At 59.8% G+C, this 24,748-nt stretch carries 21 protein-coding genes and 4 tRNA genes; 15 read left to right on the plus strand and 10 right to left on the minus strand.

What is annotated here, in order from left to right; genetic code table 11:
• The first annotated feature begins 25 nt into the window (after window positions 1-25).
• From KW849_RS22120 to KW849_RS22130, 4 genes are read left to right on the plus strand one after another with little or no spacing between them, the layout of a single operon-like run.
• Window positions 26-430 carry a MarR family winged helix-turn-helix transcriptional regulator gene (locus KW849_RS22120; RefSeq protein WP_108219022.1) on the plus strand — a complete coding sequence of 135 codons (405 nt, stop codon included), beginning with the start codon at window positions 26-28 and terminating at the stop codon, window positions 428-430.
• Window positions 431-482: 52 nt separating this feature from the next.
• Window positions 483-1,691: an MFS transporter gene (locus KW849_RS22125; protein WP_218431269.1), complete on the plus strand. Its 1,209-nt coding sequence runs from the start codon at window positions 483-485 to the stop codon at window positions 1,689-1,691.
• Window positions 1,688-1,810 (plus strand): hypothetical protein, encoded by a 123-nt coding sequence (locus tag KW849_RS31470; RefSeq protein ID WP_256357327.1) that lies wholly within the window; start codon window positions 1,688-1,690, stop codon window positions 1,808-1,810. The genes KW849_RS22125 and KW849_RS31470 overlap by 4 nt, the downstream gene beginning before the upstream one ends.
• Window positions 1,811-1,865: 55 nt before the next feature.
• Window positions 1,866-2,438 carry a glutathione peroxidase gene (locus KW849_RS22130; RefSeq protein WP_218431270.1) on the plus strand — a complete coding sequence of 191 codons (573 nt, stop codon included), beginning with the start codon at window positions 1,866-1,868 and terminating at the stop codon, window positions 2,436-2,438.
• Window positions 2,439-2,620: 182 nt separating this feature from the next.
• On the opposite strand, the gene KW849_RS22135 is transcribed toward KW849_RS22130, so the two are convergent.
• From KW849_RS22135 to KW849_RS22145, 3 genes are all read right to left on the minus strand, one after another.
• Window positions 2,621-3,892 carry an OmpP1/FadL family transporter gene (locus tag KW849_RS22135; protein ID WP_218431271.1) on the minus strand — a complete coding sequence of 424 codons (1,272 nt, stop codon included), beginning with the start codon at window positions 3,890-3,892 and terminating at the stop codon, window positions 2,621-2,623.
• A 146-nt stretch (window positions 3,893-4,038) separates the two neighbouring features.
• Window positions 4,039-4,521, minus strand: coding sequence for a hypothetical protein (locus KW849_RS22140; RefSeq protein ID WP_218431272.1), 483 nt, complete (start codon window positions 4,519-4,521; stop codon window positions 4,039-4,041).
• Window positions 4,522-4,797: 276 nt separating this feature from the next.
• On the minus strand, window positions 4,798-5,022 hold the full coding sequence (locus tag KW849_RS22145) for a hypothetical protein (protein ID WP_007898912.1): 225 nt from the start codon (window positions 5,020-5,022) through the stop codon (window positions 4,798-4,800).
• Between the two features lie 1,006 nt (window positions 5,023-6,028).
• On the opposite strand from KW849_RS22145, the gene KW849_RS22150 reads away from it, so the two are divergent.
• Entirely contained in the window at window positions 6,029-6,352 is a 324-nt protein-coding gene (locus tag KW849_RS22150) for a sel1 repeat family protein (protein WP_371319170.1), read from the plus strand.
• Between the two features lie 175 nt (window positions 6,353-6,527).
• A complete protein-coding gene (gene rmuC / locus KW849_RS22155; RefSeq protein ID WP_218431408.1) occupies window positions 6,528-7,892 on the plus strand; it encodes a DNA recombination protein RmuC in 1,365 nt (454 codons plus the stop codon).
• A gap of 173 nt (window positions 7,893-8,065) precedes the next feature.
• Here rmuC and KW849_RS22160 read toward each other — a convergent pair whose 3' ends face one another.
• Both KW849_RS22160 and KW849_RS22165 read right to left on the minus strand, forming a co-directional pair.
• On the minus strand, window positions 8,066-11,536 hold the full coding sequence (locus KW849_RS22160) for a PAS domain-containing hybrid sensor histidine kinase/response regulator (RefSeq protein WP_218431273.1): 3,471 nt from the start codon (window positions 11,534-11,536) through the stop codon (window positions 8,066-8,068).
• 222 nt (window positions 11,537-11,758) lie between these two features.
• Window positions 11,759-12,295, minus strand: coding sequence for a TetR/AcrR family transcriptional regulator (locus KW849_RS22165; protein WP_218431274.1), 537 nt, complete (start codon window positions 12,293-12,295; stop codon window positions 11,759-11,761).
• A 148-nt stretch (window positions 12,296-12,443) separates the two neighbouring features.
• Between KW849_RS22165 and KW849_RS22170 the strand changes: the two genes are divergently transcribed.
• From KW849_RS22170 to KW849_RS22185, 4 genes are all read left to right on the plus strand, one after another.
• The gene (locus tag KW849_RS22170; protein ID WP_218431275.1) at window positions 12,444-13,634 is read left to right on the plus strand and encodes an MFS transporter; all 1,191 of its coding nucleotides are present in this window, start codon (window positions 12,444-12,446) and stop codon (window positions 13,632-13,634) included.
• 48 nt (window positions 13,635-13,682) lie between these two features.
• Window positions 13,683-13,994: a cupin domain-containing protein gene (locus tag KW849_RS22175; RefSeq protein WP_218431276.1), complete on the plus strand. Its 312-nt coding sequence runs from the start codon at window positions 13,683-13,685 to the stop codon at window positions 13,992-13,994.
• 105 nt (window positions 13,995-14,099) lie between these two features.
• Complete coding sequence (locus KW849_RS22180) at window positions 14,100-15,251, plus strand: TDT family transporter (RefSeq protein WP_218431277.1); 1,152 nt, start codon at window positions 14,100-14,102, stop codon at window positions 15,249-15,251.
• 98 nt (window positions 15,252-15,349) lie between these two features.
• Window positions 15,350-17,224 (plus strand): MFS transporter, encoded by a 1,875-nt coding sequence (locus tag KW849_RS22185; RefSeq protein WP_218431278.1) that lies wholly within the window; start codon window positions 15,350-15,352, stop codon window positions 17,222-17,224.
• Window positions 17,225-17,349: 125 nt separating this feature from the next.
• Here KW849_RS22185 and sugE read toward each other — a convergent pair whose 3' ends face one another.
• The 3 genes from sugE to rdgC all read right to left on the minus strand — a co-directional run bounded on the left by sugE (window position 17,350) and on the right by rdgC (window position 19,805).
• The gene (gene sugE / locus KW849_RS22190) at window positions 17,350-17,664 is read right to left on the minus strand and encodes a quaternary ammonium compound efflux SMR transporter SugE (RefSeq protein ID WP_007977599.1); all 315 of its coding nucleotides are present in this window, start codon (window positions 17,662-17,664) and stop codon (window positions 17,350-17,352) included.
• Between the two features lie 118 nt (window positions 17,665-17,782).
• Complete coding sequence (locus tag KW849_RS22195) at window positions 17,783-18,748, minus strand: bile acid:sodium symporter family protein (RefSeq protein WP_218431279.1); 966 nt, start codon at window positions 18,746-18,748, stop codon at window positions 17,783-17,785.
• Between the two features lie 136 nt (window positions 18,749-18,884).
• Window positions 18,885-19,805 carry a recombination-associated protein RdgC gene (gene rdgC, locus KW849_RS22200; RefSeq protein ID WP_007969735.1) on the minus strand — a complete coding sequence of 307 codons (921 nt, stop codon included), beginning with the start codon at window positions 19,803-19,805 and terminating at the stop codon, window positions 18,885-18,887.
• A gap of 159 nt (window positions 19,806-19,964) precedes the next feature.
• On the opposite strand from rdgC, the gene KW849_RS22205 reads away from it, so the two are divergent.
• The 4 genes from KW849_RS22205 to KW849_RS22220 all read left to right on the plus strand — a co-directional run bounded on the left by KW849_RS22205 (window position 19,965) and on the right by KW849_RS22220 (window position 20,504).
• A tRNA-Val gene (locus KW849_RS22205) sits at window positions 19,965-20,040 on the plus strand.
• A 19-nt stretch (window positions 20,041-20,059) separates the two neighbouring features.
• Window positions 20,060-20,136 (plus strand) — tRNA-Asp (locus KW849_RS22210).
• A gap of 200 nt (window positions 20,137-20,336) precedes the next feature.
• A tRNA-Val gene (locus KW849_RS22215) sits at window positions 20,337-20,412 on the plus strand.
• A gap of 15 nt (window positions 20,413-20,427) precedes the next feature.
• Window positions 20,428-20,504: transfer RNA gene (locus KW849_RS22220), tRNA-Asp, on the plus strand.
• A gap of 190 nt (window positions 20,505-20,694) precedes the next feature.
• Here the strand turns inward: KW849_RS22220 and KW849_RS22225 are convergent.
• Both KW849_RS22225 and KW849_RS22230 read right to left on the minus strand, forming a co-directional pair.
• Window positions 20,695-21,831 carry a catalase family protein gene (locus KW849_RS22225; protein WP_218431280.1) on the minus strand — a complete coding sequence of 379 codons (1,137 nt, stop codon included), beginning with the start codon at window positions 21,829-21,831 and terminating at the stop codon, window positions 20,695-20,697.
• Window positions 21,832-21,859: 28 nt separating this feature from the next.
• Window positions 21,860-23,662: a di-heme-cytochrome C peroxidase gene (locus tag KW849_RS22230; protein ID WP_218431281.1), complete on the minus strand. Its 1,803-nt coding sequence runs from the start codon at window positions 23,660-23,662 to the stop codon at window positions 21,860-21,862.
• 269 nt (window positions 23,663-23,931) lie between these two features.
• On the opposite strand from KW849_RS22230, the gene KW849_RS22235 reads away from it, so the two are divergent.
• Complete coding sequence (locus tag KW849_RS22235; RefSeq protein ID WP_218431282.1) at window positions 23,932-24,648, plus strand: FKBP-type peptidyl-prolyl cis-trans isomerase; 717 nt, start codon at window positions 23,932-23,934, stop codon at window positions 24,646-24,648.
• Window positions 24,649-24,748: the final 100 nt, after the last annotated feature.

Raw genomic sequence — 24,748 nt, forward strand, 5'->3', positions numbered from 1 at the left:
CGACTCGCGGGTATATACACGCACCATGCTCGATTCCCAATGTTTATGCATCAACCTGCGTCGCGCCGCCCGCGGCGTCAGCAGGCATTACGACGGCGCTCTCGATGGCTTCGGGATCAACGTTGCGCAGTATTCTTTGCTGTGCAACCTGCAACGCCTGGATCAACCGAGCATCTCGACCCTGGCCGAGGCCATGGGCCTGGATCGCAGTACCTTGGGGCGCAACTTGCGGGTGCTGGAGGGTGATGGCCTGGTGACGCTGGTCGAGGGCGAGGACATGCGTAACCGCATCGTCCTGCTGACCGAGGCCGGGGCAGAGCGTCTGAAGGCTGCCTTGCCGGCCTGGGAAGCCGCTCAGCAACGTTTGATCGATCGCTTGGGCCCCGAGAAGCGCGAAACCTTATTGAAGCTGCTGGACGAACTGGCATGATGCCGGTTTTTTCGATCATAAGCGGGTATATACCCGCAACCGGAGAACAACAATGACATCGATGTGGCGTACATGTGGCTGGGTTCTGTTGGGGAGTGCGCTGATCCTTGCGTTGTCTCTGGGGGTTCGACATGGCTTCGGGCTGTTTCTGGCACCGATGAGCGCCGAGTTCGGCTGGGGCCGTGAAGTCTTTGCCTTCGCCATCGCCTTGCAGAACCTGATCTGGGGCCTCGCTCAGCCATTCACTGGCGCGCTGGCCGACCGCTTCGGCGCGGCGAAAGTGGTGCTGGTCGGTGGCGTCCTGTACGCGGCCGGGCTGATTTGCATGGGGCTCTCCGACTCGGCGGTGACCCTGTCCCTGAGTGCCGGCCTGCTGATCGGCATCGGACTGTCCGGTACTTCGTTCTCGGTGATTCTGGGTGTGGTCGGCCGCGCGGTGCCGCCGGAAAAACGCAGCATGGGCATGGGGATCGCCAGCGCTGCCGGTTCGTTCGGCCAGTTCGCGATGTTGCCCGGCACCCTCGGTTTGATCGGATGGCTTGGCTGGTCCGCGGCGCTGCTGGCGCTGGGCTTGCTGGTGGCGCTGATCGTGCCGCTGGTGAGTATGCTCAAGGACAAGCCGCTGCCCGTCCTGGGCCACGAACAGACCCTTGGCGAAGCATTGCATGAAGCCTGCTCCCACTCCGGATTCTGGCTGCTGGCGTTCGGCTTTTTTGTGTGCGGGTTCCAGGTGGTGTTCATCGGTGTGCACTTGCCGGCCTATCTGGTGGATCAACACCTTCCGGCGACGGTCGGCACCACGGTGCTGGCGCTGATCGGCCTGTTCAACATTTTTGGCACCTATACCGCCGGATGGCTCGGCGGGCGCTTGTCCAAGCCGCGTCTGCTCACCGGTCTGTACTTGCTGCGGGCGGTGGTCATTGCGTTGTTCCTGTGGGCGCCGGTGACGACCACCACGGCTTACCTGTTCGGCATGGCCATGGGCTTCCTGTGGCTGTCGACGGTGCCGTTGACCAACGGCACGGTGGCGACCTTGTTTGGTGTGCGGAACCTGTCCATGCTCGGCGGGATTGTTTTCCTGTTTCACCAGCTCGGTTCGTTTCTGGGCGGCTGGCTGGGTGGCGTGGTGTATGACCGTACCGGCAACTATGACTTGATCTGGCAGGTCGCGATTCTCCTGAGCCTGTTGGCTGCCGCCCTGAACTGGCCGGTGCGTGAACGGCCGGTGGCGCGCCTGCAAACACAAATGAGTGCGACATGAACAGTCTCTGGCCTCGTATCACGATTTTCGCTGTCTGCGCCTTGCTGCTTGCCCTGACGTGGTGGGGCTGGCATCAGGGCGGGCTGGCGCTTTTGCAGTTGGGCATGGGGACTTGCTAGCGTGCGGCGAGGGCGAGTAACGTTGCTTTTGACAAGTTTTCAAGGATGCACCGACATGCTGATGCGCGCGATTGCAGTCCCCGCGTTGCTGGTGGCGTTTACCGGGCTGGCCTACGCGGCCGAGTGCCCGGAGCTGTTGCAAGGATCACTGCAAAAGCTGCGCGCCAAGGAATCCATCGACCTGTGCCAACGGTATGAAGGTAAGCCGCTGGTGGTGGTCAATACGGCGAGCTTCTGCGGTTTCGCCCCGCAGTTCAAAAGCCTTGAGGCGCTGAATCAGCGTTACAAAGGGCAGGGGCTGGAGGTGCTGGGTGTTCCATCCAATGACTTCAAGCAGGAGTCCAGGGACAGCGCGGAGACTGCGAAGGTGTGCTATGCCAACTACGGCGTGACCTTCACCATGACCGAACCGCAAAAGGTTCGTGGCGACGACGCAACGCATTTGTTCAGAGTCCTGGCCAGTCAAACCAGCGCACCGAAGTGGAATTTCTACAAGTACGTGGTGGATCGCCAGGGCAAGGTGATCGCCAGTTTCTCCAGCCTGACCAAGCCGGATGATCCCGAGTTCATCGCCGCGGTGGAAAAAGCCCTGGCTTCGCCACCGCTCGTTTCACCCCCTGACCTGTAGGCGCGAGCTTGCTCGCGAAAACCTCAAGGCGCCTCGTTCATCCTGAAAGCACGCATCATCGTTCGCGTCCATCGCGAGCATTCGAGCGTCGACCGGCTGCTCCTACAAAAAGCCCCGCCTCTGTGAAGAGCGCGGGGCTTTTTTGATTCGGCTGGCGAGCGGTTCAGGCTCGCCGGGAATCATCAGAAGCGGTAGGTCGCACCGACACCGAAACCGTTGGCGCTGTTTTCGTACTTGGCGCTGTAACTGTCTACCAGATTGGAGCGATCCACCTTGACCGCTTCTTCCTTCAGGTAGGAGTAGGCGACGTCGATGGTCAGATCATCGGTGACGTTGTAGCCGGCGCCAAGGCTGAAGATTGTGCGGTCACCTGTAGGAATACGTGGGGATCGGTCGGTATTGTTGGTAGGCGACTGGTCAATGCTCAGGCCGGTGCGCAATACCCACTGCTTATTCAGCTGGTAGGAGGTACCGATGGCGTAGGCCCAGGTATCGTGCCAGTTCTGCTCTTCCGTAATGGTGCCGAACAGGGCCGGGGACAATGCACCGCCTTGTGCCGCCGTTACGCCGTCGTTGTTGACGGTGATGTCTTTCAAACGGCTCCAGCGAGTCCAGGTGGAACCTGCATAAAGGGTCCACGCATCCGTCAGCTGTTGTGTCACGGAGAAGTCGACAGATTCAGGTGTTTCGATTTTCAGCGAAGCATCGTATCGATTGCTTTTCAGGAAGGCGGAAGGTGAATTTGCGCCTGCGCTGATATCGGTATGACCTTCAATCTTGTATTTCACTTTCGAGTGATAGGTCAGGCCGACACGAGTGGTGTCTGTTGCTTGTACCAGGACCCCGAAGTTGTAGCCAAGAGCGACATCATCCCCTTTGATTTTGACGTGGGTATCGCCAAAAAGAGGTACATCCGACTCCAGAGTGCCGCCAATGCGGTTGATGGTCGGGCCGAAACCAATCGATACTTTGTCGTTAAAGGCGTAGCTGACGGTAGGCTGGAAGGTGACAACCTTGACTTCACTCTTGCTGCCGAAACCGGCACCCTGGAAGCCATTTTCATAGTCGGTAATCAGACCAAAAGGTGCGTAGACACCGAGGCCGAATGCCCAGTGATCATCAATCGGCTTGACGTAATAGCCCATCGGAACGGCTGTGAATGGCACCATGTCGCCTTTGTTGGTACCCGGGTGGGCGCCTTGGGCGTCTTTGATATCAGTCGAGGCATCGATAGCTGCGATCCCGCCAGTGACTTCCTGGCGCTTGATTCGCGACATGCCGGCAGGGTTGCCAAAAACAGTGCTTGCATCATCGGCAGATGAAGAGCGTCCCGCAAAACCAGTCCCCATTCCACTGATGCTCTGTTCGTTGAGGGCAAAGCCACTCGCGAAGATTTGGGTGGATGCCAAGGCAACGGCGAGGCTAATGGTGGTTTTGAGCATTACTTTTTTCATTATTAGAATTCCTGATGATCACCGGGGCGAAAATTACCAACATTTTCGTCCCGGCGCCATAGGCTGTATCGCTTGATTTAGAGCGGTTTTGTAGGACAATCCGACCAGAATCGCGACATGTTGCGCGATCTTTGGATCCAGATGTGTCAGCAGGCGACCTGATTCAGCGGTGAAACACAGATTTGCCAGGCGCTGGTGAAATCACGCAGACGTCCCTGGGGCTGAAAGGTCTGGCGCCAGATTCTGGCCATACCCAACAAATCATCAGGGGCGGGGAGGGGGGTATTCTGTTCTTCCACCAGCAGCCAGGCGATGGCTGTGGCGTAACGCAGGTTGACGGTCAATTCGAGGTGCGGGCCACTCAAAAACGCATGCTGACTGGCCAGGCCGCGGACCAGGCTTGCACGCTCCGGATCAAGGGCCAGGTAATGGTCCCAAAGGGCCTGGTGGCGGGGCTCGGCAATGCGATACAGGCCGTGCCCGCGGCGGTCATGCAGGGCGGAACCAAGAGCGGACTGGCTGGCGGCAATGCCCAGCAGCAGGGATTCGGCAGTAGCGCTATGACGTCCGAGGTAGATCAATGTCGGACGAATCACATAACGGCACAGTTCGCTGGCAGCGATACCCATAAAACCCTCGAGACCTGAATTGGACGGCGATACCTGAAGGGGGGGCTTGGCAGCTGTGAATCGGCTCAGGCTCGCCGCAAGCGGGTCAAGCCGCTTGAGTTGAAGTGTAGTGTCATATTCGCGCTGTAAAGGCCTGTTTTTAAAATATTTCCAGCGACCAGTTATAACCGTTATATCGGATCGTGCTTAGTCGTTGCGCGGGGGATGGGAAACATGGGGCAATAAAAAGCCCCGCTTTTCAGCAGGGCTTTTGAGGTTTTCAGCCTTTCTGGCGTCTCAGGCAACCAGTGCCTGGCGAGTACGCTCGATCACAGCCTGCAGCGGTTCTGCGCTGGAGTATTGATCCGGGTACAGGCGTTCGCTGTGACGAGCGATGCCGTGTTCGTTAACCAGAGTGAAGCTGAAGCAGCCTTTGCGAGCGGCCATGATCAGGCAGTTCATTGGAGCAAAAGCGTTGGTTAGGGTGCGGATGGCATCCTGAGTGTGGATTTGAGTGGACATAATTGGTGTTCCTACAAGCGACACGGATAAGAACCGTGCAAAGTTAAAACGTTCCAGTGACGACGACCACCATTGGTCGAACGAAGAACCCGACTGGAACAAAGCAGCCAGTTTGAAGCGCTGACAAGTTGGCGCGCTTGGGCTGGCAGGTAGGTACTTAGGAGGGCAGGCAACACATCGAGGGCAAAGGTTCTGGGCCCGGGGTGAAGATCCTGATCAATTTGCAGGTTGGTTCGAGCAGAGTAAGCAGGCGGAGCAACACCCTTTGCTTTCGATTCAAAGGTTGTGTCGGCGCAAGATTTACCTGGAAACCATCGAGGTGGTCGATCCCGCTTGCTCGGTGGAGGCTTCCGTTGGGAAGGCTGACCGGGGGATTTGTTCGACCAGAATTGACTTTCAGCTTGGTACTAACGCCGCGGATACTAACGGATTGAACTGGCCAAGGGAAGTGTGTTAGCAAAAAGAATTTCCCAGCAGGTGCCCGACCGGGCTGTTTTTATCTTGTAGCCAAGCGTATGAAGCTACGGTGCCTGCGATTGCTACGCCCTGTAGCAGAACAAAACCCGACCGTCGGTCATCGACCTTGGTAGCAACGCGGCCGTCTAAACACCGGGTTTGCCAAGGCTTATCCCCAGGCATGACCAAATAACGCGCCGAAAAAGTGCATCGATATAACCGTCGCGAAGGCACTTGTGCACATTAGTTGCGCACTCTGTCACCCCGCTGTCATCTCACGTTCAAGCGCGGTAGCTGCCTGTATCCAAAATTTAAGTCAATGAAAAACATCGCTTTTTTTTACTGGTGAAAAAATCGTCAGTTTGACTGCGAGCCCCATTCCACAGGGCTTTGAGCGGGTTCAGGAGCGGTTGTCCACTGAGTTATCCACAGCTTCTGTGGATTGTCCCGAGCGCTTGCTCTAGGACGGGCGTGCCGGGATATTTTCAGCTTTACCTGTAAGAAAAAGAGAGTAAAGTTGCGCGCCTTCCGATCTGCCCCACAGTGCTTTATGAAGTTTCGCTCAGCCTCTGTTTCCTCTTCCTCCACAGCACCTTCTGTTGCCCCTACCAAGCGCTTTTCCATGCGCGTGGCGGAGTGGCTGTTGGACAGTCCGCACCTGGGCGAAAACCCTAACGTCAAACACATCGCCGGACGTCTGCTCAAGCAACCGGCCCGTGAAGGCGTGGTGGCTGCACAAAGCCGTCTTGGCCAGTTGATGTGCCGCGAATGCGGGAATGCCCGGGACCGCCGGATCGGCCAGGACCTGCTGCGTCAGGCCGCTCGGGCAGGCGATCGCCGCGCTCAACAGGAACTGGGGCTGATCGAAGACTGAGCTGTCCAAGATCTGGCGCCTTGGTTAACCTTCAGGCTTTATCGGAATGGCAGGAGTGGCTATGGCAATGGACTTGACCAGCGTATTGCTGGGTCTGGCAGGGGCAGCGTTGCCGTTGCTGGTATTGGCCTGGCAACTTCAGCGTCGGGCCAGCGCCACGCAAGCCGATGTTGCACTGCTGCAAGAACGCCTGGCCATGGCGCAACTGGCGCAGGACGGATTGAATGCTCAGCTTGAGTCCAGTCGCGATGAAGCGGCTGATCTGACCCAGGCCAACGCCGCCAAACAGGCTGATCTGGCGGCGCTGCGTCGTGAAGTCGAGCTGCTGCAGATCGAGCGCGACGACGCCCGGGATGCCGCCCATGCGTGGAATATCGAACGCGCCGGCAAAGAAGCCGAATTGCGCCGTCTGGATGCCCAGGCCGCGTCGCTCAACGCCGAATTGCGCGAGCAACAGGACAGTCATCAGCAACGCCTCAACGACCTGCAAGGTTCGCGGGACGAGTTGCGCGCGCAGTTCGCCGAGCTGGCGGGGAAAATTTTCGATGAGCGCGAGCAGCGTTTTGCCGAAACCAGCCAGCAGCGCCTGGGGCAGTTGCTCGATCCTTTGAAGGAACGCATCCAGTCCTTCGAAAAGCGTGTCGAGGAAAGCTATCAGAACGAGGCGCGTGAGCGTTTCTCCCTGGCCAAGGAGCTGGAGCGCCTGCAACAGCTGAATTTGCGCTTGAGCGATGAAGCCACCAACCTGACCCGCGCCTTGAAAGGGCAGAAGACCCAGGGCAATTGGGGTGAACTGATTCTGGAGCGCGTGCTCGAGCATGCGGGACTGGAGAAGGGCCGCGAGTACCAGACGCAGGTCAACCTCAAGGGGCCGGACGGCGAGCGCTTCCAGCCGGACGTGATCATTTATCTGCCGGGCGACAAGCAGGTCGTGGTCGACTCCAAGGTCAGCCTGACGGCCTATCAGCAATACGTGGCGGCTGAGGACGACGCCATCGGCCAGATCGCCATCAAGCAGCACGTGCTGTCATTGCGCAATCACGTCAAAGGCCTGGCCGGCAAGGATTACAAGCGCCTCGATGGCTTGCACAGCCTGGATTTCGTGTTGCTCTTCGTGCCGATCGAGGCGGCGTTTTCTGCCGCGTTGCAGGCTGAGCCGACACTGTTTCAGGAGGCATTCGACCGCAACATCGTGATCGTCAGCCCCACCACGTTGTTGGCGACCCTGCGTGTCATCGACAGCCTGTGGAAGCAAGAGCGTCAGAGCCAGAATGCCCGGGAGATCGCCGAGCGGGCCGGGTGGCTGTACGACAAGTTCGTGCTGTTCATTCAGGATCTGGACGAGGTCGGCAATCGCCTGCAGCAACTGGACAAGGCCTACAGTTCGGCACGCAACAAACTGACAGAAGGGCGTGGCAACCTGGTCAGTCGCAGTGAACAGCTCAAGCTGCTGGGCGCACGGGCGAGCAAGAGCCTGCCGGCGGACTTGCTGGAGCGAGCGATGACGGATGTGGATGGATTGGTCGAATTGCCGGAGTAGCCCCGATTGAGCGTGGACCCTGTGGCGAGGGAGCTTGCTCCCGCTGGGCTGCGCAGCAGCCCCAATACCGAGCAATGAGTCTCTTCAGGTTAAGCGCATTGCCTGATTGACGACTGCTGCGCAGCCGGACGGGAGCAAGCTCCCTCGCCACAGGTTTTTTGAGTTGATCTTCGCTACAACGGCAGATACCGGCTCAACAACGCGCGCAACGCCGCCGGTTTCACCGGTTTGGCCAGATAGTCCAGCCCCGCGGCATGCACCTGGTCGACCGTTTCCGGCCGGCCATCGGCGCTGATCACCACCCCGGGAACCGGCTCGCCCATTTGCGTGCGCAACCAGGCCATCAAATCGGTTCCGGTCTCGCCATGATCGAGGTGGTAATCCACCAGCGCCAATTGCGGGCGCACGCCTTCGCCCAGCAGCGCTGCGCACTCCTCGCGATTGCGTGCGGTCCAGACCTGGCAACCCCAGCGGCTGAGCAGGCTGTTCATGCCGATCAGGATGCTGTCTTCGTTGTCGATGCACAGCACCTGCGCGCCATTGAGCAATTTGCCATTGAGCTCGGCGACCTTGACCGGCACTGCAGTTTGCGTCCGGGCCAGCGGCACGTTGACGCTGAACACGCTACCGCGTCCCGGCCAGGAGCGTACGCGCAAGGTATGACCGAGCACGCGACATAGCCCGTCGGCAATCGCCAGCCCCAGGCCGAGGCCTTTTTCGGCACGTGTCTGGTGGCTGTCGAGGCGCTTGAACTCTTCGAAAATCACCTGCTGTTTGTCTTCCGGAATACCCGGGCCACGGTCCCAGACTTCCAGGCTCAATCCTTCCTTGTGCCGACGAACCCCCAACAACACCGGCCCTTTGCCGTAGCGGAAAGCGTTGGTCAGGAAGTTCTGCAAAATCCGCCGCAGCAATTTGATGTCGCTGTCGACCCGCAACGTGCTTGCGCGAACCCGGAACTCCAGCCCTTGTTCCTGCGCCAGCACCTTGAACTCGGTACCGAGGGTGTCGAACAGTTCGTTGAGAGCGAACGGCTGGCGATTCGGGTTGATCTTGCCGTTCTCCAGGCGGGAAATATCCAGCAGGTCGCTGATCAAGTCCTCGGCCGAGCGTAGCGAGCTGTCCAGGTGCTCGACCAGTTTCTGCGCTTCGCCGGACAAACCATCGTTCTGATGGGAGAGGGCGGCGGAGAACAGCCGCGCCGCATTCAGCGGCTGCATCAGGTCATGGCTGACGGCCGCGAGGAAGCGGGTCTTGGACTGGTTGGCCGCCTCGGCGGTGCCCTTGGCGTCGGTCAGGGCGACGTTGAGCTGCGACAATTCGTGGGTCCGTTCGGTGACCCGTTGCTCCAGGCCTTCGTTGGCCTCGGTCAGCGCTTGCTCGGCTTCGCGGAACGCGGTGATGTCGGTGAAACTCATGACGAAGCCGCCGCCAGGCATCGGGTTACCGATCAGTTCGATCACCCGGCCGTTGGGGAACAGGCGCTCGGAGGTATGCGCGCGGCCCTGGCGCATCCAGTGCAGGCGGCGCGCGACGTGTACTTCGGCCTCGCCGGGGCCGCACAGTCCACGCTCGGCATTGTGACGGATGATGTCGGCAATCGGCCGGCCGACTCTGATCAGGCCATCCGGGTAATTGAACAAATCCAGATAGCGACGGTTCCAGGCCACCAGTTTCAGCGACTGGTCGACCACGCTGATGCCCTGGGTGATGTTCTCGATGGCGCCTTGCAGCAAGGCACGGTTGAATTGCAGCACTTCCGAGGCTTCGTCGGCGATGCGCACGACGTCTTCCAGTTGCATCTCCCGCCCTTCAATGGCGGCTTTTACCACCGCGCGGGTCGAAGAGGCACCGAGCACACCGGCCAGCAAGCGTTCGGTATGGGCGATCCATTCACTGTCCGCGTTCTGGTTCGGGTTGAAGCCTTTGCCCTGGCGATAGGCAAAACGGATGAAGCTTTGCCGGGCGCGTTCTTCGCCGACGAAGCGTGCCGCCAGTTGCAGCAGGTCGTCGATCTGCACTGCCAGCATCGAGCGTGAGCTGGGGCGGGCACTGATTTCCTGGCCGATGAAGCGGCCCGCTTGCCAGTGTTCGGAAACCCGGGTGCGGGACAGCACCGAGACCCAGGCGAACAGCGTGAAGTTGCCTGCCAGCGACAGCACCACGCCTTGGGTCAGCGGGGTGATCGGCAGGTTCAGTGGATTGCTGTGCAACCAGGCCAGGCCCGGGAATGTGCTCAGAGACAAACCGAGGCTATTGGCAGCAATCGGCAGGATCAGGGTGTAGAACCACAGGAAGGTGCCTGCGGCGAGGCCGGCGAACACGCCGCGCCGGTTGGCCTGTTTCCAGTACAGCGCACCGAGCATGGCGGGGGCCAGCTGGGTCACGGCAGCGAAGGCGATCTGGCCAATGGTCGCCAGGCTGGCGGTCGAGCCCAGCAGGCGATAGCTGACGTAGGCCAGCAGCAGAATGACGACGATGCTGACGCGGCGCACCGACAGCATCCACTGGCGGAACACTTCGAACGGGCGCTCGGCGTTGTTGCGCCGCAGCAGCCACGGCAACAGCATGTCGTTGGACACCATGGTCGACAGCGCCACGCTGGCCACGATCACCATGCCGGTGGCCGCCGATGCGCCACCGATAAATGCCAACAAGGCCAGCGCCGGGTGCGCCTGGGCCAGGGGCAGGCTGATGACGAACGAGTCTGGCAACACCGAGCTGGGCAGCATCATCTGCCCGGCCAGTGCGATTGGCACGACAAACAATGCCGCGAGGGCGAGGTAGGCCGGGAATACCCACTTGGCCAGGCGCAGATCCTGGGGCTCGATGTTCTCGACAACGGTCACATGAAACTGCCGCGGCAGGCAAATGATCGCCATCATCGCCACACCGGTCTGCACCACCATCGATGGCCAGTTGATGGTTTCCTTCCAGTACTGTTCCAGCCGCGGCGCAAGCATGGCCTGGTCGAACAGGTCGTCGAAACCGTCGTACAGGCCGTAGGTCACGAAGGCGCCGACGGCGAGAAACGCGAACAGCTTGACCAATGATTCGAAGGCAATCGCAAGCACCATGCCGCGGTGGTGCTCTGTGGCGTCGAGGTTACGGGTACCGAAGACGATGGTGAACAGCGCCAATACCAGCGACACAATCAGCGCGGTGTCCTGGGCGCGGGTGCCCATGGCGTCGGCGCCGGCACCGATCAGCAGGTTCACACCGAGCACGATGCCTTTGAGCTGCAGCGCGATGTAGGGCAGCACACCGACCAGGCAAATCAACGCCACCACCACCGCCAATGACTGGGATTTGCCATAGCGCGCAGCGATGAAGTCGGCGATGGAGGTGATGTTCTCCTGTTTGCTGATCATCACCATTTTTTGCAGGACCCACGGCGCGCCGACCAGCAACAGGATCGGCCCGAGGTAGATCGGCAGGAACGACCAGAGCTGTTCGGCGGCCTGGCCCACGGCGCCGAAGAAAGTCCAGCTGGTGCAATAGACCGCCAGCGACAGGCTGTACACCCAGGCACGCACTCGCGGCGGCAAGGGCGCGCTGCGACGGTCGCCATAGAAGGCGATGGCGAACATGATGGCCATATAGGCCAGGGCGACGGCGGCGATCAGCCCGGTGGACAGCGACATGGGGACTCCAGACAAAAGACTCCCGGGACTCCCGCCCGGACAGACAGTCTCGCACGACCGCCAGCGTTAGTCAGTGTCGACCAAGGTCGTGGCGTGGCGGGGTGTCGCAGGAGGATTTTCAGTGTCTGGACTGGCCCCTTCGCGAGCAAGCCCGCTCCCACAGGGGGGGGGGGGCGGCGAACACGGTCGATGTGGGAGCGGGCTTGCTCGCGAATGGCGGTATTACTGACTGAATGCAATCTCGATCAACCGATGCAACTCTTCAACCTCCAGCGGCGCCTCGGCAAACAGGATGCGAAACACCGTCGGTGCGGCGATCAGATTGATCAGCCGATCGACACTGGGCTTGGGCTGATCCGGATAGCGATCCAGAATCGTCTGCAGTTGCCCGCCAATGATGGTCGCGCAATAACTCGGCTTCAGCGCCGCCTGCACGTCGTACAGCATGTTGCGGCCGGGTTCGGAGCTCATCTCGTCCAGGTACTGCTCAGCCCAGGCCCGCACGTCACCGTGAAGGCTGCCGGTATTGGCCGGCTCGTTGTCGGGCTGCATGCGGGCGAGGGCGACGTCGGCCAGCAGCGCCGACACATCGCCCCAGCGTCGATAGATGGTGGACGGTGTGACACCCGCGCGCGCCGCAATTTGCGGCACCGTCACGCTGGCGCGGTCCTGCTCCTCAAGGAGTTGACGCACGGCCGAATGAATCGACTCTTGTACCCGGGCACTGCGGCCGCCGGGGCGTAATGTAGGGGCTGTCATCTTGTGTTTCCTGTATTGCGCCGGGTCTTGCGGCTGGCATCCGGTCCTGAAAGCCATGCATCGGACCTTAACACAAAGAATTTGCTTTAAGAGGGATCCAGTAGCACACTCCGCAAAAGCAAAAAATTAGCTTTTGTGGAGTGTGTCTATGCCCGATTCTCCTTCAAATCGTGCCAGCCTGTGGTTTCTGGCAATAACCTTACTCAGTTTTCTGGCGGCTTCCACCGCGCCGACGCCGCTTTATCACCTGTATCAGGAGCAGATGCAGTTTTCGCCAGCGACCCTGGCCCTGATTTTTGCCGTGTACGCCCTCAGCCTGTTGGCAGCGTTGCTGACGGTCGGCTCGCTGTCGGATTACCTGGGGCGCAAGCCGGTGATTTTTACGGCGGTGCTGCTGAACATCCTGGCGATGTTGCTGTTTATCTACGCCGACAGTGTCCCGTGGCTGATCAGTGCCCGGGTCCTGCAAGGGTTTGCCACCGGCATGGCGACTGCCGTGTTGAGTGCAACGTTGCTGGACACCGATCGCCAGCAAGGCCCGCTGGTCAATAGTGTCGCGCCCTTGCTCGGCATGGCTCTGGGCGGAATGGGCTGCGGTTTGCTGGCCGAGTTTGCTCCGGCGCCGTTGCACCTGACCTATTGGCTGCTACTTGCTCTGTTCGCAATGCAGGCCGTATTTGTCTGGTGTTTGCCGGAGAGCGTCACGCGCCAGCCCGGGGCTTGGGCATCATTGCGGCCCACCCTGCATGTGCCGGTCCAGGCGCGCGCGACGTTATGGCGGGTGTTGCCGCTCAACACGGCGACCTGGGCGCTCGGCGGTTTTTACGCGTCGCTGGCACCTTCATTGGTGCGCACGGCGACGGGTTCGACCTCGAACCTGATTGGCGGGGCGACCGTCGCCGCATTGACGGTGACCGGTGCCCTGATGATTTACACCCTGCGCAATCAGGCGGCGACCAAGGCGCTGCAGCTGGGCGCCAGTTCGTTGCCGGTGGGAGTAGGCCTGATTCTACTGGGCGTGCACAGTGCCAGTTTGCCGCTGTTTTTCCTCGGCACGCTGGTCGCCGGTTGTGGCTTCGGCGCCGGTTTCCTCGGGGCGGTGCGCAGTCTGGTGCCACTGGCCTTGCCCCATGAGCGCGCCGGGTTGATGTCGGCGTATTACGTGCTGAGTTATCTGGCGTTCTGCCTGCCGGCGCTGCTGGCCGGGAACCTGGCGCGGACCTTTGGTCTGGTGGCAACCACCGATGGTTATGGTGCAGTGCTGATGGTGCTGGCCCTCAGTGCAATGGCGGGTTTACTGCGATCACGTTCGGCCAGGGTCTGCGAGGCCAACCGGTAGAATAGAGTTAGCCTTGGCACCCACTCAGCTCACTCGAAGGATCGGACCATGAAGATCATCCGCAGCAAATCGTTCACTGGCGAGCGTGCCTGGGCCGCGCTGGATATCGCCAGCATGAACGGCATCACTACGCGGCTGCACTGGACCGATCAACCCTACAAGTGGCACGTCAACGATGGCGAGGAAGTGTTCGTGGTGCTCGATGGCCAGGTGCAGATGCGTTATCGCGAAGAGGGTTTAGAGCGGGAAGCTTTGCTGGAGGTCGGTGACATTTTTTATGCCTCGGTTGGCACTGAGCATGTGGCGCATCCGGTAGGACCTGCCCGGATATTGGTGATCGAATCAGAAGGGAGTGTCTGACGCTATATAAGTGATATCGATAATATATAGAGATATTACCCGTTATATAGATATTCGATTCGGATCTAACATGGGCTCTACCTCACGAGAGGACAGGAGTTCGCTATGACATGCGCCAATAGCATCAAGCCCGGTATCAAACCTTTCAGTCACCTGCAGCATCCCCGCGAGGTGATTCGCCAGTTCACCCCCAACTGGTTCGCGGCCACCATGGGCACCGGGGTGCTGGCGTTGGCGTTGGCGCAATTGCCGGTCGCCATGCCCGCCTTGCACGCCTTTGCCGAAGCTCTCTGGCTGTTCAACATCGCCCTGTTTCTGCTGTTTACGGCGGTATACACGGCGCGTTGGGTGCTGTTCTTCGACGAAGCACAACGGATCTTCGGCCACTCCACGGTTTCGATGTTTTTCGGCACCATCCCCATGGGCCTGGCGACCATCATCAATGGCTTCCTGGTGTTTGGCCTGCCGCGTTGGGGCGACGGTGTGGTTCACCTCGCCGAGGTGCTGTGGTGGCTGGATGTGGCCATGTCGCTGGCCTGCGGGGTGCTGATTCCCTACATGATGTTCACTCGTCAGGAACACAGCATCGACCAGATGACCGCTGTCTGGTTGTTGCCGGTGGTCGCGGCAGAAGTGGCGGCCGCCAGTGGGGGCCTGTTGGCGCCGCATCTGGCCGACGCGCATTCGCAACTGGTGGTGCTGGTGACCAGCTACGTGCTCTGGGCCTTTTCCCTGCCGGTGGCCTTCAGCATCCTGACCATTCTGTTGCTGCGTATGGCCCTGCATAAACTGCCCCACGAAAACATGGCCGCCTCGAGCTGGCTGGCCCTCGGCCCGATCGGTACCGGCGCGCTGGGCATGCTGGTACTGGGCGGCGATGCACCGCTGATTTTCGCGGCCAACGGTTTGCCGGGCGTCGGCGAGATTGCTTCAGGATTGGGGCTGGTGGCCGGCATCACCCTGTGGGGCTTCGGATTGTGGTGGATGTTGATGGCGTTGCTGATCACTGTGCGCTACTTGCGTGCCGGCATTCCGTTCAATCTCGGCTGGTGGGGCTTCACCTTCCCGTTGGGCGTCTATTCTCTGGCGACGTTGAAGCTGGCCAGTACCTTGAACCTGACGTTTTTCAGTGTGTTTGGCTGTGTGTTGGTGGCGTTGCTGGCCGTGATGTGGCTGATCGTCGGCAAGCGCACGGTGCTGGGCGCCTGGCGCGGCGAGCTGTTTGTCTCGCCGTGCATTGCCGGATTGAAGAAATAACCGGCAAAGATTAGGTAGTGTGTGGCCTGGATCGACGTTCGATACTCCAATTACAGTATCCAGGCCACTCGCTACCTATCATCAGGGACACATGGAAGATGAGTCACCCTTCACAGTTCACCTTGTTGCGCACCCGGCGCTTCCTGCCGTTTTTCATCACCCAGTCCCTCGGGGCGTTCAACGACAACGTGTTCAAGCAGTCGTTGATCCTCGCCATTTTGTACAAGCTGACCATCGAAGGTGACCGCTCGATCTGGGTCAACCTGTGTGCGCTGCTGTTTATCCTGCCGTTTTTCCTGTTCTCGGCCCTGGCCGGGCAATTCGGGGAAAAGTTCGCCAAGGACGCGCTGATCCGCCTGATCAAGCTCGGTGAGATCGCCATCATGGCGGTCGGCGCCGTCGGTTTCATGTTCGATCACCTGTCGTTGATGTTGGTGGCGCTGTTCGCCATGGGCACCCACTCGGCGCTGTTCGGGCCGGTGAAGTACTCGATCCTGCCGCAGGCGCTGCGTGAAGACGAACTGGTCGGCGGCAACGGCCTGGTGGAAATGGGCACCTTCCTGGCGATCCTCGCCGGCACCATTGGCGCTGGGGTCATGATGTCTTCGGCGCATTACGCACCGGTAGTGTCCATGGCGATCATCGGTATTGCCGTGCTCGGCTACCTGGCCAGTCGCAGTATTCCCCGGGCGGCGGCCGCCACGCCACAAATGCGCCTGAACTGGAACATTTTCAGCCAGTCCTGGGCCACGTTGAAACTGGGCCTGGGGCAAACGCCGGCAGTGTCACGCTCGATTGTCGGCAACTCGTGGTTCTGGTTTGTCGGGGCGATTTATCTGACGCAGATCCCGGCCTATGCCAAGGAATGGATGCACGGCGACGAAACCGTGGTGACGCTGATTCTGACAGTGTTCTCGGTCGGAATCGCGTTGGGGTCGATGCTGTGTGAGAAATTGTCCGGGCGTAAAGTCGAAATTGGGCTGGTGCCGTTCGGATCGTTCGGCCTGACCGTTTTCGGTCTGTTGCTGTGGTGGCATTCCGGCTCAATACCGGACAGCGCCGCCGGCCATGGCTGGATCGAAATCCTCGGTTTCGGCCACGCCTGGCTGGTACTGCTCGACATCCTCGGCCTGGGCGTTTTCGGTGGTTTCTACATCGTGCCGCTGTACGCACTGATCCAGTCACGTACAGCGGAAAACGAACGGGCGCGGGTGATTGCCGCCAACAACATCCTCAATGCGTTGTTCATGGTGGTGTCGGCGATTGTCTCGATCGTCTTGCTGAGCGTGGCCAAGCTGTCGATCCCGCAGCTGTTCCTGGTGGTGTCGTTGCTGAACATCGGCGTCAACGCCTACATCTTCAAGATCGTCCCCGAGTTCACCATGCGTTTCATGATCTGGCTGCTCAGCCATTCCATGTACCGCGTCGAGCATCGCAATCTGGATCTGATTCCCGATGAAGGCGCGGCGTTGCTGGTGTGCAATCACGTGTCATTCGTCGACGCCTTGCTGATTGGCGGTGCGGTGCGCCGGCCGATTCGCTTTGTGATGTATTACAAGATCTACAACTTGCCGGTGCTGAACTTCATCTTCCGTACCGCGGGGACGATTCCGATTGCCGGGCGCCAGGAAGACATCCAGATATATGAACAAGCCTTCACACGCATTGCCCGGTATCTGAAGGACGGTGAACTGGTGTGCATCTTCCCCGAGGGTAAATTGACCGCCGATGGCGAAATGAATGAGTTCAAGGGCGGGCTGACGCGGATTCTCGAAGAGACGCCGGTGCCGGTGATTCCGCTGGCCTTGCGGGGGTTGTGGGGGAGTTTCTTCAGCCGCGATCCGGGCAAGGGGCTGTTTCACCGGTTGTGGTCACGGGTGACATTAGTTGCAGGGCCGGCGGTGGCGGTTGAAGTGGCGGAGCCGGCGAAGTTGCAGGCGATGGTGGGGGAGTTGCGCGGGGCAGTTAGATAGCGGTTGTTTGTGCGGGCCTTTTCGCGAGCAGGCTCGCTCCTACAGGGATCGTGGGTATGGTGAAAATTTCCGACACACCATAAAACCTTGTAGGAGTGAGCCTGCTCGCGATTGGCGGTAGTGGCTTAAGCGCTGACCTTCAGGCCAACCAACCCGGAAATGATCAACGCCACACTCGCCAACCGCACCAGTGCCATGGACTCGCCAAACAGGATGATCCCGGCGATCACCGTGCCCACGGCGCCGACCCCGGTCCAGATCGCATAGGCCGTACCCAGCGGCAATTCCTTCATTGCAAGGCCGAGCAAGCCAAGGCTGATAGCCATTGCCGCAACGGTCAACACGGTGGGGAGCGGGCGAGTGAAGCCGTCGGTGTACTTGAGGCCGACGGCCCAGCCGACTTCGAACAGGCCGGCGAAAAACAGAATGATCCAGGACATGAAGACCTCCATCGTCTGACGGGGTCGTCCCCTGATTAATGACTCGATCGAGCCGCGAGGTCGTCCTCGCGATGGGCAATAGAGTGCCCAGCATTAACCCGGGGATCAAGTTTTTGAATCAGTCAGTCGCCTGCTGTGCAGCCATTTCCCGATCTTGCTTTTCACTCATACGGCGGAAATACGTGGAGAGCAGTGCCCCGGAAATGTTGTGCCAGACGCTGAACAATGCGCTGGGCACTGCCGCCAGTGGCGAGAAGTGCGCGCTGGCCAGGGCCGCGCCCAATCCGGAGTTCTGCATGCCTACTTCCAGGGCCAGGGACTTGCGCTGCGCCAGAGGCAACTTGAACAGGCGCCCGGTGAAGTAACCCAGCAGGTAGCCAAAGCTGTTGTGCAGCATGACCACGGCCATGATCAGCAAGCCGGACTCGGCAATCTTCGCCTGGCTGGCGGCCACCACCGCCGTGACGATGATCACGATGCTCACCACCGACACCAGCGGCAGCACGTCCACGGCGTGGCGAACCTTGTCGCCGAGCACCCGTTGGGCAACCACGCCCAGCACGATCGGCAGCAGCACCACTTGCAGGATCGACCAGAACAACTCCATGAACGATACCGGCAACCAGGCCGAGGCCAGCAGCCAGATCAGGGCAGGGGTCAGCAGTGGGGCGAGGAGGGTGGTGACAGCGGCGATGGCCACCGACAGCGCCAGGTCGCCACGGGCCAGCCAGGTCATCACGTTCGACGAGGTGCCGCTCGGGCAGCAGCCGACCAGAATCACACCGACGGCGATTTCCGGCGGCAAGTGGAACACCTGGCAGAGCAACCACGCCACGCCCGGCATGATCACAAAATGTGCAACCACGCCCAGGGCCACGCGCCATGGATGGCGAGCGACTTCGGCGAAGTCTTCGAGTTTGAGGGTCAGGCCCATGCCGAACATCACCAGCCCCAACAAGGGCACGATGGCGCCTTTGAGGCCGAGGAACCACGCCGGCTGCAGAAACGCCACGACAGCGAAAATCAGTACCCAGTAAGCGAAAGTGTTGCCGACAAAACGACTCAATGCAGCCAGTGCGCGCATGGCTTGATCCTTATTTTAAGCGACGCTACAAAACCCCTGTAGGAGCGAGCTTGCTCGCGATGGTGTGTCAGACAAAGAGGGGCTACTGACACTCCATCGCGAGCAAGCTCGCTCCTACAGGAGAGATCACAAGGCTTTAGATGCCTTGCGGAGTCTCTTCCCCGCCCAGCGCTTCTACCAGCGCCGGCAGGAAGTCGCCGAAGGTCAGCATCATCAGGGTGAAGCTGGCGTCCAGTTGGCCCAAGGCTTCGTCGCCGCCGTCCTGTTCCGCCTGGTCTTGCAGCAGATCTTCGAACTTCAGGCGCTTGACCACCATTTTGTCGTCGAGGACGAACGACAGTTTGTCCTGCCAGGCCAGGGACAACTGAGTGACCACTTTGCCGGTGCTCAGGTGCAACTGGATTTCTTCGCTGGTCAGGTCCTGGCGCTTGCAACGCACAATGCCGCCGTCTTCGTGGGTGTCGCGCAGTTCGCACTCGTCCAGCACAAAGAAGTCGTCTGCGGCTTTCTGCGTGGTGACCCACTCGGTCATGGTCGCGGTCGGGGACATTTTCACGGTCAGCGGACGCACCGGCAGCGTGCCGATCACTTCGCGCAAGGTTGACAGCAAGTCTTCGGCGCGTTTCGGGCTGGCCGAGTTGACCAGGATCAGGCCCTGTTTCGGCGCGATGGCGGCGAAGGTCGACGAGCGGCGGATAAAGGCGCGAGGCAGAAAGGCCTGGATGATTTCATCCTTGATCTGATCGCGTTCCTTCTTATAGACCTTGCGCATTTGCTCGGCTTCGATCTCTTCGACCTTTTCCTTGACCGCATCACGCACGACGCTGCCCGGCAAAATACGTTCTTCCTTGCGCGCGGACACCAGCAGGAAGTCACCGCTGACATGCACCAGCGGCGCATCTTCGCCTTTGCCGAATGGCGCGACGAAGCCGTAGGTGGTCAACTCCTGGCTTGCACATGGGCGCGCCAGTTTGGTGGCCAGTGCAGTTTCCAACGCCTCGGCATCAACAGGCAGATCTTGGGTCAGGCGATAGATAAGCAGGTTTTTGAACCACATGGGGTGAGTCTCTCCTTTATACAAAGGCGGGCATTATTGTCTTCGCCGTGCCATAGGCCAACCTTTCTCTAAGCCTTTGGAAGGCCTGAGAAAATTATTTTAAAAAGTGCTTGCCAGAGGTTGGGTCGCTCCGTAGAATGCGCGCCACACCGAAGCGAAGGGTGATTAGCTCAGCTGGGAGAGCGTCTGCCTTACAAGCAGAATGTCGGCGGTTCGATCCCGTCATCACCCACCATTCGTTTTCAGTGTTACGCGCAGCGGTAGTTCAGTCGGTTAGAATACCGGCCTGTCACGCCGGGGGTCGCGGGTTCGAGTCCCGTCCGCTGCGCCATATTCGGTAACCTGGAACACTGAACGCCAGGTCACCACGGAAAAGCCCGCTTAGGCGGGCTTTTTTCTGCCTCAGGTTTGACTGTTGTTCCTGTGGGTTGCATCGTTTCACCGGTTTTTAGATTTTTTTGAAAAAAAACTTCAAATAAATCAACACTTTATAAAAACCTGTGGCATAATGTGCCCCGCAACGAAGGTAAAGGGTGATTAGCTCAGCTGGGAGAGCGTCTGCCTTACAAGCAGAATGTCGGCGGTTCGATCCCGTCATCACCCACCACTTTCAACGCTACGCGCAGCGGTAGTTCAGTCGGTTAGAATACCGGCCTGTCACGCCGGGGGTCGCGGGTTCGAGTCCCGTCCGCTGCGCCATATTCGGTAACCTGGAACACTGAACGCCAGGTCACCACAGAAAGCCCGCCTTGTGCGGGCTTTTTGCTGTCTGGGGTTTGGCTTTCCTCGCTCTCTGCAGGAGCGAGCTTGCTCGCGAAGGTCGTGAACGATAACGCGTAAATCCAGATACCCAGCGGCGCCCATGGGTTTTTCGCGAGCAAGCTCGCTCCTACAGTCCGGTGTTGCGCCTGTGTCGGTAGTCGCTGACGGCTTCATACACGGCCTTGCGCAGGCGATTGATACCGCCGATGGGGCGGTGTGCTTCTACGCCGAACCAGGGATTGAACGACTGGTTGTCGCATTGCAGGTTCAGCGCCGGTGTATCGAAGTCCTGCGCCGGCACGTTGATCCGCGCCACGGTCTCGAAGGGCGCATCGCTCTCGCGCCACTCAATGCTGGTGTCTTCAATCGGCATGTACTTGTTGGCGTCCTGTCGCTGGATTTGCAAGACGAAACACGCGGGTACCCGATCGGTTGACAGCTGTTGATTCAGCGCATTGCGCAGGAAGTTCGGCAACTTGCGATTTTGTTCCGGCAGGCTGTAGGCCGGGCAATTGTCCGGATCGGGTGCAACCCGGAACTTCGCATTGGCTTCACCGAATTTGTAGGGCGAAACCGAAAAGTATGTCGTCCGGGTTGGGCTTGGCGGGGCAGGGGACAGCGTCGCCAGGGCGATAAACAGATGGCGAACCTGCCAGGTGCGTGGATCCCGGCCGGGGAAGAAAGCCATCATCTTTTTACCGTCGGCTTGAGCGGCGACGTTCTGACGGTATTCGGCGACATTACTGACAAAGAAGTTCGGGTGGCTGAACATTACAAAGTCCTGTTCGCCTCGCCCCTGCTGATCGCTCAACAGTTGTTTGCCTGGAACATCGAGCAGTTTGATCGCCATGCCCCGGGCGTCGCGGATGCTGTCGAACTGCGGGTAGGCATTGCCGTTGGACAGGCGCATCGTCGCTTGCCAGGTTTTTCCCGGTTCGCTGAACACGCCCTGACGCAGCTCGCCTGGCAGTTCCGGCAGCACCTGAACCTCGGCCTTCACGCAGCCGTGGGCCTTGGCGTGGGCGTCGCGCAGGTAGCGGGTGCTTTCGCGGTGCTGATCGACGATGCGCACGGCGGTCTGGATGATGTCCTGGGTCATCGCGGCTTCGTCGTCCGCAATCAGCTCCTGCGCCGAGACCGGCCCGCGCTGCTGCCAGGCAAACCAGGCGCTGGCCAGGGCCCAGCCCAGCACGCCGAGACCCAGCAACCACAGCAACAGCTTGGCAAGGAAGGCGCCCAGGCGCAGCCAGAGTGTAATCAGCATGGGAAAGTCCTTTTGACTGAGGCTGTGATCATGGCAATTGCGCCTCCAGCGGGCCGCCCAGCACTTTCAGGTATTCCAGCAGTGCCCAGCGTTCTTGCGGCTGCAACCCGCGGCCGATCACGCCATTGCCGAGTTTGCCGGCACGGAATTCATGACCGCTGTTGTGGTTGCCGGTGATTTGCGTGTCGAACAGAAATGCGTTGTTGAAGGCTTCGGTGCGATATCCCAGATGCTGTGGGTCGAATTCGAAAGTGCCTTTGTAGAACGTGGTCGCACGCTCATCCTGGGGCGACAGCAATTGATAAATGCTCGGCACCGAACCGTTGTGCAGAAACGGCGCTGTCGCCCATACGCCCGCCAATGGCCTGGCCTTGTACGAACGCAATTCGCGCACGCCGATCGGCAGGCCGAAACCGTCCATTTCAGCACGCTCGGCAGGGGCGACATCGGCGTCTTGATACGCACGGTCCTGGACATAGGCGGTGACATAGGCCAGCCCCTTGGTCACGGACATTTTGCTCAGGTCCATTGGTTCGGTGGGTTTGGGCTCCACATCAAGTTTTTCCAGCTCCGCCTGCTTCCATTGCAGCGCAGTCAGGTCGAAGCGGTGGTCGGCGATGTTGTTGGCCGCGCCGGGGTCTGTGCCAATGTATTCCACCGGGATCATTTTCAGGTGTTGAACGTATCGCCCGTCGCCCTGGGTGGTGTGCGGTACGTGACAACCCGCGCAGTTTTCGACGAACAAGGCGCGCCCCTTCGCTGCCAGAGGTTTGTCGATCGCACCCAACAGATCTTCCGGCCAGGCTGGAGGCTTGAGTCGTCGCAGGGTTTCTTCGATCAGGTGCAGGTCGCGCACACGGACGCTGGAGGGATAGCGGGCATCGCCCATCAGTGGCTGGTCGTTCTCGTCGAAGAAGTTCAGCGTAGCGCCGACACCCAACGCTTCGCCGATGTTGCGTGCCATCGGTTGTTTCGCCGAACCGTTCCACTGCACCCATTCGAACGTCCACATGTCCCACAACTGCGGATAGTCAACGGGGGCATTGGCCACGCGGTAGTTGTCGGGGGAGATCGCATCACCGAAGCTGGCGTTGGCAATGCGCCCGAAGGCGTCTGTGCGCCCCGGGCCTTCCTCGGTCGGATAGAGCCCGCGATGGGTGTCGTTCCAGGCCACCTTGAGGAACGTATCGAGTGAGGATTTGAATTCTTTGCGCAACTGTTGATGGCGGGCGTCGTAGTCCTGGCCCAGCACGTCGCGTGCGAAACGTTCGAACTTCCACGGGTTGTAGTAAGTCGAGGCCAGGCTGGCCACCAGTGCTTGTCCGAAACTACCCCCTTTGAGTGTAGGAACACTGGACGGCAGGACGTGCTGCGCCGAGCCGCCGTCGATACGCACGGCTTGACCCTTGAAACGCAGTTCACCGGTGTGGCAGGCCGCGCAGGTGACATCCAGAAACACATCCGGGCTCCCCGTATTCTGGTGCCGGGTAAAGCCTGTCGGGAGGTTGCCGGGGTTATTCGGAGTCGGTTTCTGGCCGGGGTCCACCAGGAAGCCGAAGCGTGCGAGGTACTCGGGGGTGGCGAAGCGTTGCTGCGAGAAGGGCAGTTCGAGGGCGGTGAACCAGTCATAGCGCAAGCCTTTGACCTGAGTGCCCTGGGGTGTGAAGTAATAAGTCTCTCGATCGGCGGCGCTCCATTGGTCCAGGTAATGCACCTGTTGTGGAGGCGACCAGGCCGGCAATTTCGGGTTGGCGACGTAGTAAAGAACCACGGCCAGGACCAGCCCGAGCAGTACTACGATAAGAACCAGTAAGCGAAAGAAGAGGCGCAAGATAAACGTCCTTGTCGAATGATCATGCCGTTATGCCCGAGTACCCAAGGTGCGGCAAGAGGCCATTACACCAGATGTTGTGGGTTCAGGAATCAGTCTGCGTCGGAACAAGATGAAAGAAGCTTCATCAGCCGAATGGTGAAATGCGTTTAAACACCTGAACTTATCAATTGTTTCCGGCTCTCATGCCGGTAGCCATTGGTCGTGGCGGCCTGATAAGCTCGCGGCTTTACTCGATTGCCCTTTAGGCGCATGAACAAGGAAATAGCATGAAACAGCATCGGTTGGCGGCGGCGGTGGCCCTGGTTGGCCTGGTACTCGCGGGTTGTGATTCGCAGACCAGCGTAGAGCTGAAAACTCCGGCGCAAAAAGCTTCCTACGGCATTGGCCTGAACATGGGCAAGAGCCTGGCTCAGGAAGGCATGGATGACCTGGATTCCAAAGCTGTAGCCCAGGGCATCGAAGACGCAGTCGGCAAGAAAGAGCAGAAGCTCAAGGACGAAGAACTGGTTGAGGCGTTCGCCGCGCTGCAAAAGCGTGCCGAAGAACGCATGGCCAAGATGAGCGAAGAGTCGGCCGCTGCCGGCAAGAAATTCCTCGAAGAAAACGCCAAGAAAGCCGGCGTGACCACCACCGCTTCGGGCTTGCAGTACGAAGTCGTGCAGAAAGCCGATGGCCCTCAGCCAAAGCCGACTGACGTAGTGACCGTTCACTACACCGGCAAGCTGACCAATGGCACCGTATTCGACAGTTCCGTCGAGCGCGGCAGCCCGATCGATCTGCCAGTCAGCGGTGTGATCCCGGGTTGGGTCGAAGGCCTGCAACTGATGCACGTTGGCGAGAAGTACAAACTGTACATCCCTGCTGATCTGGCTTACGGCGCTCAAAGCCCGAGCCCGGCGATTCCGGCCAACTCGGTGCTGGTATTCGACCTGGAACTGCTGGCCATCAAGGATCCGGCAAAAGAAGACGACGCAGCCAAGTAATCGGCGTCTGCTTCGATAACAACGCCTCGCTCATGCGGGGCGTTGTTGCATCTGGCGTCTGGCACGGGTAAACAAAACGAACAGACGCTCCAGGCCGGAG

It is taken from the genome of Pseudomonas sp. PDM26 (assembly GCF_019219185.1).
In the GTDB taxonomy this organism is placed as follows: Bacteria; Pseudomonadota; Gammaproteobacteria; order Pseudomonadales; family Pseudomonadaceae; genus Aquipseudomonas.